This is a genomic window from Caulobacter sp. 05T431 (assembly GCF_056665975.1).
In genome coordinates, this window is sequence record NZ_JBFTKU010000022.1 from 13560 (window position 1) to 26600 (window position 13041).

The window sequence follows — 13041 nt, forward strand, 5'->3', positions numbered from 1 at the left end:
TATCCCCTTCATGCGTCGGCGGCCCGACGCTTGAGGGTGCAATGCACAATGAACGAGCCGAATCCAAAGGATTGATGACGTATCGACCGCCGTTTGGTGAAGTTTTTGCCCTGAATGTTACTATTTGACCACGCAGGGACAGGACTGCCTAAAAGCAGATCATAAGTCAGGGATTTATTACTTATCTTCATGGTGCGGACGATCTATCGCTTACGGGGCAAGGCGTTGATCGATGCCCTCATGAAGAAGCGACACGTGGGCGGAGACGATTTTCCAGCCCTTTTCGGTCCGCACCCAAGCTTGGCTTTGTCGGCCGGTGCGTTTTGCCCCTTCGCGCACGAACTCGACGTTGGCGATTGCGAAGTCTCGCCCAAACGTGGTGATTTCAGTCCTTAGGCGCGACCTCTGGGGCGAGCCGCCCGAACGGCCGATTCGAAACGCCGCGATCGCCTCGAAGCCGTAGAGGTTCTCGGCCACGCCGTAGCGGACCGTCTCGGGCGCGTCGCGGAAGAATCCATCCAGCGCCTCGACGTCGTTGGCCATCAACGCGGCCTCGTAGGCGTCGACCTGCGCGGTCACCTCGGCGACGACGTCGGGCTTGTTGACGGTCATGCGCGCACCTCGCCGGGCGAGACGGGCGGCGGACGGTGGGCGGCCACGACGCCGGCCCGCTCCAGCCGCAGGGCGGCGGCCAGGGCCACCTCCTCGCGCCAGGCCGGGGCGATGATCTGCACGCCGATCGGCGGCTTGCCCGGGCGGTTGACCGGCGCGGCGACCACCGGCAGGCCGATATAGCTGATCGGCTGGGTGTAGGCGCCCAGGTTCCGGCGCACCGAGACCTGCCTGCCGTCCATCTCCATGGTCGCCTGGCCGATGCCCGGGGCGGGGCAGACCGAGGCGGGCGCCAGCAGCACGTCGAAGTCCTCGAACACCCGGCGCGCGGCGTCGCGGAACAGCGGGCGATAGCGACGGGCGGCCTCGGCGACCGCTTCGGGCGCCAGGGCGCCGGCCAGCAGGCGGTCGCGGACGGCGGGGTCGTAGTCCAGCGGCCGGGCCTTCAGGTCGGGCAGGTGCAGGTGGGCGGCCTCGACCGGCGTGAGGCAGAAGGCGGCGGCGCGGGCCTGCTCGGCGCCGGGCAGTTCGACGCCGCGGCGGGCCTGCAGGGCGTCGGCGACGATCTCCAGCGCCTCCAGCACCTCGGGAAAGGCGCCCTGCGCGAACCAGCCGCCCAGCACGCCGACGCGGAGCGGTCCGTCGGCGATGGCTTGCAGGCGAGGGGCGGCCGGTTCGGCGGGCCGACGGCAGAGCGGATCCAGTGGATCGGGGCCCTGCATCAGGTCGTAGGCGAGGGCCAGGTCGGCGACCGAGCGGGCGAACGGCCCCACATGGTCCAGGCTCTCGACAAAGGGGAAGGCGCCCTGGCGCGACAGGCGGCCCAGGGTGGGCTTCAGGCCGAACACCCCGCACAGGCTGGCGGGGACCCGGATCGAGCCGTTGGTGTCTGAGCCCAGGGTCAGCGGGACCAGTCCCCCGGCGACCGCCGCCGCCGAGCCGCCGGATGAGCCGCCGGCGATGCGGTTCAGGCCGTGCGGATTGCGGGTGGGGCCGTCGTGGGCGTTCTCGGTGACGAAGCCATAGGCGAACTCGTCCATGTTCAGCGCCCCGACCAGAACCGCCCCGGCGGCGGTCAGGCGCTGGACGGCGGTGGCGTCGTGGGCGGCGGCGGGCGCGTCGCGGCGGATCTTCGAGCCGGCGATCGTGGTCACGCCCTGAATGTCGAACAGGTTCTTCACCGCGAACGGGACGCCGGCGAGCGGACCCACCGGCCGGTCGGCGGCGAGGTCGGCGTCGATCGTCTCGGCCTGGGCCAGGGCGCGCTGGGCGACGAGGGCGGTGTAGGCGTTGAACGGGTCGGTGCGCGCGCGGGCCAGGGCGGCCTCGGTCTCCTCGCGCGCGGTGGTCCGGCCTTCGCGGACGTCGGCCGCGACGGCCTGGGCCGACCGGAAGTCCAGGGCGGAACCCGGGAGGCTCATGGCTCGAACGCCTCGATCGGCGCGGCGACGTCCAGGTCCGTGGCGAAGGTGGCGGCCTGGCGGCGCAGCAGGGCCAGGTTCTCGAACGTCCCGGCGCGGGTCTCGGCTGGCAGGACCAGGCCGAGCGCCGCCGCCCGGGCCTCCGCATAGGCGGCGACCGAGTCGTCGTCGAGGGCCAGGAACGCAGCGAGCACCGGATCGGTCGCCATGCGGGGCGAGCTCCACAAGTAAGAAAAATCTTCATAACCGGGATATCCGGCCACGGCCAGCATCATAGCGCCTTGGAGCCCGTCGGCGCTCGTCCGTGCGTCATGCCGGCCTTCGCCCTGCCTGCCGGATGGGCGCCCACGCTCTTCGCGCGTCCGAGCGGCGCTCCAGGCTAGGGCGGCGACGGCGAGGCGCGCCAACTGAAGCTAGGTAATAGAGAGCTTACTTCATGCGGCATCACCTGGCCTCGACCCCGGACACCGTGCGGTTCGGCATCTTCGACGCGGCCTTCGATCCGGTGCTGACCGCCGCGCCGGGCGACACCGTGGTGATCGATTGCGTGTCGGGCGGGCCCGAGGTGATGCCGGCGCCGGACTCGGGCCTGGCGATCCCGCCCGCCCTGCAGGCGATCCACGACGAACGGCTGGAGCGCATCGGCCCCCACATCCTGACCGGTCCGGTGGCGATCGCGGGCGCCGAGCCGGGCGACACCCTGGAGGTGCGGATCGAGGCGATCGAGCCCAACAACAGCTGGGGTTACTGCGCGGTCCGTCCGCTGGCCGGCACCCTGCCGGACGAGTTCCCGGAGCGCTATGTCAGCCATATCACGGTCGACGCGGGCGCGGGGACCTGCAAGCCAGCCTGGGGCCCGACCCTGCCGCTGCGGCCGTTCTTCGGCACCACGGGCGTGGCCCCGCCGCCGCGCTATGGGCGCCTGTCCAGCCGCGAGCCGCGCGAGCACGGCGGCAACATGGACTGTAAGGAACTGATCGCGGGCTCGACCCTGTTCCTGCCGGTGTGGGTCCCGGGCGCGAACTTCAGCGCCGGCGACGGCCACGGCCGCCAGGGCGACGGCGAGGTCTGCGTCAACGCCCTGGAGATGGGTCTGACCGGGACCTTCACCTTCGTGCTGCACAAGGCCGCCGACGTCGGGGTGCGGACCTGGCCGTCGGCGGAGAGCCCGACCCACTACCTGACGCTGGGCTTCAACGAGGACCTGGACCTGGCGATGAAGCAGGCGTTGCGGGGGATGATCGATCTGATCGTGTCGCGGTCGTCGCTGACGCGGGTGCAGGCCTATCAGTTCTGTTCGCTGGCCGTGGACTTCCGCGTGACCCAGACGGTCAACGGCGAGAAGGGCGTGCACGGGATGCTGGAGAAGGGGGTGTTGTTCTAGGGACCCCCTCCCTGTGGGAGGAGTGTCGGCGAAGCCGACGGGGAGGGGAGTTTGCGCTGGTGGCCGCATTCCCGGATCGAACGCCCTAAAACTTCCCCACCGGTCGCTGCGCGACCGCCTCCCCCACAAGGGGAGGCCTACTTTCGCAGATACGCCTCAAGCAGCTCCGACGCGTGCACCAGCCGCGCCCGACGCCACTCCGGCTTGCTCATGTCGGTGTCCAGTGTCACCGACAACGAATACCCGTTGGCCAGGTGGAAGCGGCTCATGGCCGCGATGGTCACGTAGATCTGGGCCCAGTCCAGGTTGTCGCGGAAAATCCCCTGCTTCTGGCCGCTGTCGATCAGGTGCTCGATTGTCCGGCGCAGCGGGAAGGCGGTCTCGGTGACCTTGCGCGACTGGGCCACGAACTTGCCCTGCAGCAGGTTTTCGTTGCGCAGCAGCCCGTCGATGCGCGGGTTCTTCTCGAAATAATCGAAGGTGAAGCGCTGCAGGGCCAGGAAGCCTTCCAGCGGCTTGTCGAAGTCGATCTCCAGCTCGGCCTCGCGGCCGCGCAGGTCCTCGTAGGCGGCCTCCAGCACCGCCAGGTACAGGCCCTTCTTGTCGCCGAAGTAGTGGTAGAGCATGCGGATGTTGCACTTGGCGGCCTTGACGATCTTCTCGATCCGCGCGCCGGCGTAGCCCGCCTGCGAGAACTCCTTGAGCGCCGCGGTCAGGATGGCCTTGCGCGTCCGCTCGGCGTTACGCTTGCGGGGCGCCGGAGCGGCGTCGTCGGTCGGTACGGCCGAAGGCGTCTCTACCTGGGTGGTCACGGCGTCTTTGCTCCCGCTTCGATCCAGGCGCCCAGCTGGGCGCGTTCCTGATCGGTAATGTGAGTCTCGTTTCCGAGCGGCATGCTGGTGGAATCGACCGCGCGTTCCCGGATCTTGCCCGCATAACGCGCCATGCCCGCCGGGGTGTCGAAGGCCGCGCCGTTGGGCGGGGCGGTGAATCCCTTGTGGGTCGGGACAGCCGAGTGGCAGGTCACGCAGTGCTTCTGGACGATGGCCTGGGCGACGGGGAAGGGCACGTCGGAGACGACTTCCGCCGGCTTGGGCTTGTGGCTGGCGATCACGCTGGCGAAGAACACCAGCATCACCCCGGCGAAGATGAAGCCCGGCTTGATGATCCCGTGGTGGCGCAGGATGAAGAAGTAGCGGATCGACACCCCGCCGGCGCTGATCAGGGCCAGCAGCAGCCAGGCCAGGGGATGGCCCGTCACCGCCGGATAGTGGTTGCTGATCATGATGAAGATGACCGGCAGGGTCATGTGGGTGTTGTGCACCGAGCGCTGCTTGCCCATCGCGCCCAGGCGCGGGTCGACGGGGCGGCGGGCCAGCATGTCGGCGACGATCTTGCGCTGGTTGGGGATGATGATCAGGAACACGTTGCCGACCATGCACGTGCCGATGATCGCGCCGACGTGGATGAAGGCCCCGCGGTCGCTGAACAGGTGCGTCAGCGCATAGGCCGCGCCCGTCAGGGCCAGGAACCAGACCATGCCGAACAGCCGGGGCCTCGCGCCCAGGGGCGAGCGGCACAGGCCCTCGTAGACCAGCAGGCCGCCGAAGATGAAGGCCAGGCCCGTGGCGATCGCGCCGGCCTGGCTGAAGGCGTGCTTGCTGGCGTCGATCAGATAGACCGGCGCGCCGACGTAGTAGAGCACGATCAGCAGGGCGAAGCCCGACAGCCAGGTGGTGTAGGCCTCCCATTTGAACCAGTGCAGGTGGTCGGGCATGTGGGCTGGGGCCGTCATGTACTTCTGCGAATGGTAGAAGCCGCCGCCGTGCACGGCCCACAGTTCGCCCTTCACGCCGTCCTTTTCGGGGACGGGAGGCCGCAGATTGTTGTCCAGCCAGACGAAGTAGAACGAGGCGCCGATCCAGGCGACGCCGGCGATCACGTGCAGCCAGCGCAGGCCCAGGTTCAGCCAGGTCGTGACGTCATAGTCCATCTAGGCGGTCACCGCGTCTTGCAGCCGAAGCTTGGAGATCAGGCCGATCTGCTTGATCGCCTCGGCGATCTCGGCGGCCCGGTCGTTGGAAAGGCGCGCCTGCATGGCGGCCAGGATCGAGGTCTTGTCGTTCAGCCGCACGGCGATGATGAACGGGAAGCCGAAGCGCTCGCGATAGGCGGCGTTCAGAGCGTGGAAGCGGTCGAACTCTTCCTGGGTCAGCTTGTCGAGGCCGGCGCTGGCCTGTTCGGCGTTGCTCTCGGCGGTCAGCTGCTTGACGATCGCGGCCTTGCTCGCCAGCTCGGGGTGGGCGCGGATCAGCGACAGCTTGTCGGCCTCGGGCGAAGCGTCCAGCACCGCCATCATCGCGTCGTGCAGGGCCTCGACGCTGGCGAACGGCGCGGCGTCGTACGACCGCTCCACCACCCACGGCGACAGCTCGAAGGCGAAGCCCAGGCTGGTGGCGAAGCCGGTGCGGTTCATCCGGTTCAGGTCGGCCAGGGTCAGGGGCGGGGCGCTCATGCCTGGGTTTCCTTGTAGGGATGGGTCGCGATCCAGTGCCGGGCGATGTCGATGCGCTTGGCCACCCAGACCTTGTCGTGGGCGGTGACGTGCTCGAGGAACCGGCGCAGGGCCATGATCCGGCCGGGCTTGCCGACGATCCGGCAGTGCAGGCCCACGCTCATCATCTTGGGCGCGGTCTCGCCCTCCAGGTAGAGGGCGTCGAAGCTGTCGCGGAGATAGGCGAAGAACTGGTCGCCGCTGTTGAAGCCCTGGGGCGCGGCGAAGCGCATGTCGTTGGCGTCCAGCGTGTAGGGCACGATCAGCTGCGGCTTGCCGTGCTGGTCGTCCCAGTAGGGCAGGTCGTCGGCGTAGCTGTCGGCGTCGTAGACGAAGCCGCCTTCCTCGACGACCAGCCGGGCGGTGTTGGGGCTGGTGCGGCCCTGGTACCAGCCCAGCGGGCGTTCGCCGGTCAGGCGGGTGTGGATCTCGACGGCCTTGGCGATGTGCTCGCGTTCCAGGTCCTCGGGAAAGTGCTGGTAGTCGATCCAGCGATAGCCGTGGGTGGCGATCTCCCAGCCGGACTTCAGCATGGCCTCGACGGCGTCGGGATTGCGCTCCATGGCCTGGGCCACGCCGTAGACGGTCAGCGGCAGGCCGAACTCCTCGAACAGCCGCCGGATGCGCCAGAAGCCGGCGCGCGAGCCGTATTCGTAGAGGCTCTCCATCGACATGTGGCGAGCGTCGGGGATCGGCTGGGCGCCGACCATCTCGGACAGGAAGTGCTCGGCCTGCGGGTCGCCGTGCAGGACGGAGCGCTCGGCGCCTTCCTCGTAATTCAGCACGAATTGCACCGCCACCCGGGCGCCGTTCGGCCATTGGGCGTGGGGCGGGTGTTCGCCGTGGCCGACCAGGTCGCGGGGGTAGGCGGTGGTCATGCGAACACCTTCGCCGCCGCATCCACGCCCGCGCCGGCCGGAGCCTCGAAGCCTTCCCAGCGCAGCACCGCTTCCAGCGCGGCCAGGGTCTGGAGCACGGCGTGCTTGCGGGCGTTCACGCCCATGGCCCCGATCCGCCAGACCTTGCCGGCCAGCGGTCCGAAGGCCGCGCCGATCTCGATCTCGAATTCGGTGCGCATGCGGGCCTTCACCCGGTCGTAGTCGACGCCCGAAGGCGCGAGCACGGCGGTGACGTTGGTCATCTTCTGGGCCTGGTCGCCATAGACCTGCAGCCCCATGGCCTCGACCCCGGCGACGACCGCCGCCCCGGCCTGGGCATGGCGGGCGAAGCGGGCCTCCAGCCCTTCCTCCAGCACCACCCGGGCGCATTCGCGGGCCGCGAACAGCATCGAGGCGGCCTCGGTGTGGTGGTTCAGGCGCTTGTCGGACCAGTAGTCCATGATCATCGCCAAGTCGAAATAGTTGGAGGCGATGCGGCGGCCGTTACCGCTGACCGCGCCGGGCGTGGCGATGCCGGCTTCGACGTGGCGGCGACTGAAGATGTACTCGGCCGCGCGGTCGCTGATCGTGATCGGGCCCGAGCCGGAGGGGCCGCCCAGGCATTTCTGCAGACCGCCGGTGACGATATCGGCCCGCCAGGCGTCGACCGGCACGCTCATGCCGCCGATCGTGGCCGTGGCGTCGACGTACAGCAGGGTGTCATAACGCCGGCAGATCTCGCCGATCGCCTCGATCGGCTGGGCCATGGTGGTGGAGGTGTCGCCGTGCACGCAGGCCACCAGGCGCGGGCGCACGCGCTTGACCGCGTCCTCCACGGCCTGCGGATCGACCACCTTGCCCCACTCGCCCTCGACCAGGGTGACCTTGGCGTCGCAGCGCTCGGCGATCTCCGACAGCAGCAGGCCGAAGCGCCCGGCGTTGACCACCACCACGTCGTCGCCCGGCGCCAGGGTCGAGACCAGGGCCGCCTCGATGGCCGCGCGCGAGGTGCCGTCGATCAGGAAGGTCCAGCGGTTCTGGGTCTGGAAGACCTGGCGGTAGAGTGCCATGGTCTCGTTCATGTAGCCCGTGAACTCCGGGTCGAACTGGCCCAGCAGCTGCACCGACATGGCGCGCAGCACGCGCGGATGCACGTTGATCGGGCCGGGCCCCATCAGCAGGCGGGCGGGGTGGTCGAGTTCCCCAAAAGTTTGAGAAGGGGTCTGGGTCATGCGCGTTCGCGTCGTTCTAGTTGGTCGATGAAATGGAGCATGGCGGTCGCCGCCAGGGCGCAATCGGCCTCGGTCACGGCCTCGCGCGGGTTGTGGCTGATCCCGCCCTCGCAGCGGATGAACAGCATGGCGGTGGGGCAGAGGTCGGCGATGACCATGGCGTCGTGGCCGGCCCCGCTGGGCAGGCGGCGCGGCGTCTGGCCGGTCGCGGCGACGGCCGTTTCGAGCAAGGCGGTCAGGCCGGGATCGCAGGGGCTGGCGGCTAGGTCCTGCATCAGGGTGACGCTGGCTTCCAGCCCGCGCCGCGCGGCGATGGCCTGGATTTCTGCGGTGACGGCCTCGACGGCCGCGTCGCGCGTGGCGGCGACCTCGGCCCGCACGTCCATCGAATATTCGACCGCCCCCGGGATGACGTTGAAGGCGCCGGGCAGGGCGGTGATCCGGCCGACAGTGCCGACCAGGCCGTTCTTGCCGCCCGAACAGATGCGTTCCAAGGCCAGGATCGCCTCGGCGGCGGCGGGACCGGGGTCCTTGCGCAGGTTCATCGGCGTGGTGCCGGCGTGACCGGCCATGCCGGTGAACCGCACCATCAGCCGCTTCTGAGCAGCGATGGCGGTGACCACGCCCAGGGCCAGGCCCTCGGCTTCCAGCACCGGGCCCTGCTCGATGTGGGCTTCCAGGAAGGCGAACACCTCACCCGGCTTGCGGGCGGCCTCCTCCAGGCGCGTCGGGTCCAGGGCGAAAGCGGCGAAGGCCTGCGCCAGGCTGACGCCGTCGCCGTCGGTCATCTCCATGACGCTGGGTCTGACGGTCCCGGCCACGGCGCGGCTGCAGGTCATAGAGGCGGGAAAGCGCGAGCCCTCCTCGTCGCCGAAGGCGATCACCTCGACCGCGAAGGGCAGGCGGCGGCCGGCGCGGGCCAGGGCCTCGACCACGTCGATCCCCAGCATCACGCCCAGGGCCCCGTCATAGCGGCCCCCGTTGCGGACGCTGTCGATGTGCGAGCCGATCAGCAGGGCCGGAGCGTCCGGCGTCGCGCCCTCGTAGCGGCCGAGCAGGTTGCCGGCGTGGTCGCGGCGGGTGCTCATGCCGGCCTCGTCCATCCAGAAGGCCAGGGTCTTCAGCGCCTCGTCGTGGGCGGGGGTCAGGAACCGGCGCACCAGCATGCCGTCGGCTTCGCTGTAGGGCGGGGCGCCCATCAGGTCGCAGCGAGTCTTGGCCCGCGCGCCGGGTCTGAAGTCGCCGATCTCGAAGGCCTCCGCCACCCTGCCGGGCTCCCCTTTGCCGTACATCCTATCCGTGACATGCTTGCCTAACATCGGCGAGCGGCAAAGCGCGCGATGATCGGCGGCGCGGCACGGCTTGCCGCGCGGATGCCCAGCCAAGCGCCAGACCTGACGGCCGGCGCCTGAAGCTAAGTCATAAATCACTTACTTAGCGAAAGACAGGCCTGCCTCTTGGTGAGGTGCGGAACGAGGCCAGGGAACGCTCGCGCCGAGCCGCCGTTGGTTCACCCAGTTGGGCTGTCCGGGCACGAACCATGTCGACCTCGATCAACGCCTTGCCTCGCAAGCTTGTGAAGCGCGTGCAGCGGACGAACGCCGCCAAGGCGATCGAGCTGGCCTCACGGCTGGGTTATGCGGCGCGGGGCCTGGTCTATCTGGGTCTGGGGACCGTCGTTCTGCTGGCCGCCCTGGACCTGACGCCGCGCGCCAAGGGCGCAAAGGCCCTGCTGCGCGCCTGGGCCGACTGGCCGCTGGGCTGGGCGCTGATCGGCGCGATCGGTGTCGGCCTGGCGGGCTTTGCGGCCTGGCGCATCCTGCAGGCGGTGTTCGACGCCGACCGGCACGGCCGCTCGCCCAAGGCCTGGGCGGTGCGGGCCGGCCAGGCGTTCAGCGGCCTGGTCTATGGCGGCCTGGCGCTGTCGGCCTTCGAGCTGCTGGACGAGCTGGAGGATGTCGGCGAGGTCGACGAGGAGCGCAGCGCCCATCACGCCGCCCGGACTGTCCTCGACCTGCCCTATGGCGACGCCTTGCTGATCGCCGCCGGCCTGGCGGTCCTGGCCTTCGCGGTCGGCAACGTCGTCCAAGGCCTGATGCAGGACTTCAGCAAGCGGCTCGACTGCGACGACAGGACCTGCCGCCGCGTCGTGCCCCTGGCCAAGGCCGGCTACGGCGCGCGCGGCCTGGCCAGCTTGCCGCTCGGCGTCTTCCTGGTGATGGCCGGCCTGCAGGCGCGAGCCGGCGAGGTGCACAGTTGGGGCGGGGCGCTGCAGGCGATCGAACGCCAGCCATTCGGGAGCTGGGCGCTGTGCCTGGTCGCCGCCGGCCTGATCGCCTTCGGACTGTTCGGTCTGGTCGAGGCGCGCTACCGGCGCATCCGCCCACCGCCTGAGGTCACGCCGTAGGTGACGGCCGAGGGCTACGCCGCGCCGGTCACCCACCCGTCCAGGTCCGCCAGCGCCCGCACGCTCATCAGCCGCTTCTTGGCGCGGCCGCGTTCCTTCAGCGGGATCTTCTTGCCTGCTTCATCGACCTTGGGGGCTTCCAGCGGCGGCAGCAGGCCGTAGTTGATGTTCATCGGCTGGAAGGTGGCCTTGCCCTCGGCTTCCAGGTGGCCGCCGGTGACATGGTCGACCAGGGCGCCCAGAGCGGTGGTCGGGGGCGGGGCGTCCAGCGTCTTGCCCAGGCGCTCGGCGGCGGCGAAGCGGCCGGCCAGCAGGCCGGTGGCGGCGCTTTCGACATAGCCCTCGACGCCGGTCATCTGGCCCGCGAACCGCAGGCGCGGAGCCAGCTTCATGCGCAGGGACCGGTCCAGCAGGCGCGGGCTGTTGATGAAGGTGTTGCGGTGCAGCCCGCCCAGCCGGGCGAACTGGGCGTTCTCCAGGCCCGGGATCATCCGGAAGACCTCGGCCTGGGCGCCGTGCTTCAGCTTGGTCTGGAAGCCCACCATGTTCCACAGCGTGCCCAGGGCGTTGTCCTGGCGCAGCTGGACGATGGCGTAGGACTTCACGGTGGGGTCGCGCGGGTTGGTCAGGCCGACCGGCTTCATCGGGCCGTGGCGCAGGGTCTCGCGGCCGCGCTCGGCCATCACCTCGATCGGCAGGCAGCCGTCGAAATAGGGCACGTGCTCCCAGTCCTTGAACTCGGCCTTGGGGCCCTCGAGCAGGGCGTCGATGAAGGCCTCGTACTGCGCCTTGTCCATCGGGCAGTTGATGTAGGCCGCCGCGTCGCCGCCGGGGCCTTCCTTGTCGTAGCGCGACTGGCGCCAAGCCTTGTCCATGTCGATCGACTCGACGTGGATGATCGGGGCGATGGCGTCGAAGAAGCTGAGCTGACCCTCGCCGCTGAGGTCGAGGATCGCGTCGGCCAGGGCGGGCGAGGTGAGGGGGCCGGTGGCCACCACCACATTGTCCCACTCGGCGGGCGGCAGGCCGGCGATCTCCTCGCGGACGATGGTGATCAGCGGATGGGCCTGGATGCGCCGCGTGACCTCGGCCGAGAAGCCGTCGCGGTCGACGGCCAGGGCGCCGCCGGCCGGCACCTGGTGCTGGTCGGCGGCCGACATGATCAGCGAGTCCAGCTTGCGCATCTCGGCGTGCAGCAGGCCCACGGCGTTGAACTGCCAGTCGTCGGAGCGGAACGAGTTCGAGCACACCATCTCGGCCAGGCCGTCGGTCTGGTGCGCATCGGTCCGAACGGGGCCCGACGTCTCGTCGCGGCGCATCTCGTGCAGGATGACGGGGACGCCGGCCTGGGCGATCTGCCAGGCGGCCTCGGACCCGGCCAGGCCGCCGCCGATGACGTGGATGGGCGAGGCGGAAGTGGGGGAAGTGCTCATGGGCGCCTCTTACCCCCGCTGGCCACGGGATGAAACCTGTGTCTAGGCTGGCGGCCTGTCGAGGAGGCGTCGGGGGCGACGATGGCGAGGTTTTCGGTTTCGGGCGCGGCGACGGCCGGCTTCGGGGTGATCGGCCGCGCGCCGTTGGCGGTGCTGGCCTGGGGGCTGGTGATCCTGGTGACCCTCGTCGGACCGATGATCGGCCTGATGTGGACGCTGGCCCCGCAGTTCATCGAACTCATCAAGTCCATGCCCGAACCGGGCGCGGCGACAGCGCCGACCGGCGCCGATCCGGCCATGCTGGCGCGGATGATGCGGATGCAGGCCAGCATGATGGGCGTGAACGCGATCAGCTGGTTGGGCGGCGCGGTGGTCAAGGGCGTGGTCGTCGGCGCCGTGTTCCGCGCCGTGCTCCAGCCGGACCAGAAGCGCTGGGCCTATCTGCGCTTGGGCAAGTCGGAGCTGTGGCTGGCCCTGGTGACCCTGGTCCAGAGCGTGCTGTTCCTGATGGCCTATTTCGCGGTGGCGATCGGCGGCTTGATCCTCGGCATGATCGTCTATCTGGCCGGGGCCGCCATGGGCGACGGCGGCAAGCTGGTCGCCGGCCTGCTGATCGTCCTGGTCATCCTGGCGGGGATCGGCCTGCTGATCTGGGGTGTCCTGCGCCTGTCGATGGCCGGACCGATGAGTTTCGCCGAGGGGGAATTCCGACTGTTCGAGTCCTGGGCCTTCACGCGAGGCCAGAGCGGCCGGCTGTTGGGCATGGCCCTGCTGTTGGCGCTGATCCTGATCGCGCTGGAGATCGCGCTCTACGCGGTCGTGGGCGGCGGCGTCGTGCTCGCGGTGGTGGCCAACGGCACCGGCGAGGGCCTGAGCGAAATCCTCGATCCCCTGAAGGGGCAGCCGCCGGAAGTCTGGTTGCGGACCTTCTGGCCGCTGATCGCCTGTGGCGCGGCCGTGCTGTCGGTCGTCGCCGCCTTCACCATGGCCCTGGTCGGCGCGCCTTGGGCCAAGGCCTACCGGGAGCTCGCGGCCTCGGGCGCGGGCAAGGCCTGAGCCGTCCACGCGGCGGCCCTCCGAGGCATCGGGGCCACGTCCCGCGAAATTCAGCGTGACACCC

General features: G+C 69.8%; 13 protein-coding genes. 3 read left to right on the forward strand and 10 right to left on the reverse strand.

Annotated features, from left to right (window positions below; genetic code table 11):
* Window positions 1-210 precede the first annotated feature (210 nt).
* From hpxZ to AC1U89_RS18905, 3 genes are read right to left on the reverse strand one after another with little or no spacing between them, the layout of a single operon-like run.
* Window positions 211-612: an oxalurate catabolism protein HpxZ gene (gene hpxZ, locus AC1U89_RS18895; protein ID WP_479901195.1), complete on the reverse strand. Its 402-nt coding sequence runs from the start codon at window positions 610-612 to the stop codon at window positions 211-213.
* Window positions 609-2033: an AtzE family amidohydrolase gene (locus AC1U89_RS18900; RefSeq protein ID WP_479901196.1), complete on the reverse strand. Its 1425-nt coding sequence runs from the start codon at window positions 2031-2033 to the stop codon at window positions 609-611. Before AC1U89_RS18900 ends, hpxZ begins: the two co-directional genes overlap by 4 nt.
* Window positions 2030-2242: an AtzG-like protein gene (locus AC1U89_RS18905; protein ID WP_479901197.1), complete on the reverse strand. Its 213-nt coding sequence runs from the start codon at window positions 2240-2242 to the stop codon at window positions 2030-2032. Before AC1U89_RS18905 ends, AC1U89_RS18900 begins: the two co-directional genes overlap by 4 nt.
* Window positions 2243-2469: 227 nt before the next feature.
* On the opposite strand from AC1U89_RS18905, the gene AC1U89_RS18910 reads away from it, so the two are divergent.
* Window positions 2470-3417: an acetamidase/formamidase family protein gene (locus AC1U89_RS18910; protein ID WP_479901198.1), complete on the forward strand. Its 948-nt coding sequence runs from the start codon at window positions 2470-2472 to the stop codon at window positions 3415-3417.
* 137 nt (window positions 3418-3554) lie between these two features.
* On the opposite strand, the gene AC1U89_RS18915 is transcribed toward AC1U89_RS18910, so the two are convergent.
* The 6 genes from AC1U89_RS18915 to AC1U89_RS18940 are packed head-to-tail and all read right to left on the reverse strand — an operon-like array spanning window position 3555 to window position 9346.
* A complete protein-coding gene (locus tag AC1U89_RS18915; RefSeq protein ID WP_479901199.1) occupies window positions 3555-4229 on the reverse strand; it encodes a TetR family transcriptional regulator in 675 nt (224 codons plus the stop codon).
* On the reverse strand, window positions 4226-5410 hold the full coding sequence (locus AC1U89_RS18920) for a urate hydroxylase PuuD (protein WP_479901200.1): 1185 nt from the start codon (window positions 5408-5410) through the stop codon (window positions 4226-4228). Before AC1U89_RS18920 ends, AC1U89_RS18915 begins: the two co-directional genes overlap by 4 nt.
* Complete coding sequence (gene uraD, locus AC1U89_RS18925) at window positions 5411-5932, reverse strand: 2-oxo-4-hydroxy-4-carboxy-5-ureidoimidazoline decarboxylase (RefSeq protein ID WP_479901201.1); 522 nt, start codon at window positions 5930-5932, stop codon at window positions 5411-5413. It lies immediately after the preceding gene.
* Complete coding sequence (gene puuE, locus AC1U89_RS18930; protein ID WP_479901202.1) at window positions 5929-6849, reverse strand: allantoinase PuuE; 921 nt, start codon at window positions 6847-6849, stop codon at window positions 5929-5931. Before puuE ends, uraD begins: the two co-directional genes overlap by 4 nt.
* Window positions 6846-8081, reverse strand: a complete 1236-nt coding sequence (locus tag AC1U89_RS18935; RefSeq protein WP_479901203.1) for a pyridoxal-phosphate-dependent aminotransferase family protein — start codon at window positions 8079-8081, stop codon at window positions 6846-6848. Before AC1U89_RS18935 ends, puuE begins: the two co-directional genes overlap by 4 nt.
* Window positions 8078-9346, reverse strand: a complete 1269-nt coding sequence (locus AC1U89_RS18940; protein ID WP_479901204.1) for an allantoate amidohydrolase — start codon at window positions 9344-9346, stop codon at window positions 8078-8080. Before AC1U89_RS18940 ends, AC1U89_RS18935 begins: the two co-directional genes overlap by 4 nt.
* A 275-nt stretch (window positions 9347-9621) precedes the next feature.
* On the opposite strand from AC1U89_RS18940, the gene AC1U89_RS18945 reads away from it, so the two are divergent.
* Entirely contained in the window at window positions 9622-10488 is an 867-nt protein-coding gene (locus AC1U89_RS18945; protein WP_479901205.1) for a DUF1206 domain-containing protein, read from the forward strand.
* A gap of 14 nt (window positions 10489-10502) precedes the next feature.
* Here AC1U89_RS18945 and trmFO read toward each other — a convergent pair whose 3' ends face one another.
* On the reverse strand, window positions 10503-11921 hold the full coding sequence (gene trmFO / locus AC1U89_RS18950) for a methylenetetrahydrofolate--tRNA-(uracil(54)-C(5))-methyltransferase (FADH(2)-oxidizing) TrmFO (RefSeq protein ID WP_479901206.1): 1419 nt from the start codon (window positions 11919-11921) through the stop codon (window positions 10503-10505).
* An 81-nt stretch (window positions 11922-12002) separates the two neighbouring features.
* Here trmFO and AC1U89_RS18955 point away from each other — a divergent pair, with 81 nt between their 5' ends.
* A complete protein-coding gene (locus tag AC1U89_RS18955; protein ID WP_479901207.1) occupies window positions 12003-12977 on the forward strand; it encodes a hypothetical protein in 975 nt (324 codons plus the stop codon).
* Window positions 12978-13041 lie beyond the last annotated feature (64 nt).

Coding starts and splice junctions, on each gene's coding strand:
- hpxZ (WP_479901195.1), bottom strand. CDS start 612: ATGACCGTCAACAAGCCCGACGTCGTCGCCGAGGTGACCGCGCAGGTC.
- AC1U89_RS18900 (WP_479901196.1), bottom strand. CDS start 2,033: ATGAGCCTCCCGGGTTCCGCCCTGGACTTCCGGTCGGCCCAGGCCGTC.
- AC1U89_RS18905 (WP_479901197.1), bottom strand. CDS start 2,242: ATGGCGACCGATCCGGTGCTCGCTGCGTTCCTGGCCCTCGACGACGAC.
- AC1U89_RS18910 (WP_479901198.1), top strand. CDS start 2,470: ATGCGGCATCACCTGGCCTCGACCCCGGACACCGTGCGGTTCGGCATC.
- AC1U89_RS18920 (WP_479901200.1), bottom strand. CDS start 5,410: ATGGACTATGACGTCACGACCTGGCTGAACCTGGGCCTGCGCTGGCTG.
- uraD (WP_479901201.1), bottom strand. CDS start 5,932: ATGAGCGCCCCGCCCCTGACCCTGGCCGACCTGAACCGGATGAACCGC.
- puuE (WP_479901202.1), bottom strand. CDS start 6,849: ATGACCACCGCCTACCCCCGCGACCTGGTCGGCCACGGCGAACACCCG.
- AC1U89_RS18935 (WP_479901203.1), bottom strand. CDS start 8,081: ATGACCCAGACCCCTTCTCAAACTTTTGGGGAACTCGACCACCCCGCC.
- AC1U89_RS18945 (WP_479901205.1), top strand. CDS start 9,622: ATGTCGACCTCGATCAACGCCTTGCCTCGCAAGCTTGTGAAGCGCGTG.
- trmFO (WP_479901206.1), bottom strand. CDS start 11,921: ATGAGCACTTCCCCCACTTCCGCCTCGCCCATCCACGTCATCGGCGGC.
- AC1U89_RS18955 (WP_479901207.1), top strand. CDS start 12,003: ATGGCGAGGTTTTCGGTTTCGGGCGCGGCGACGGCCGGCTTCGGGGTG.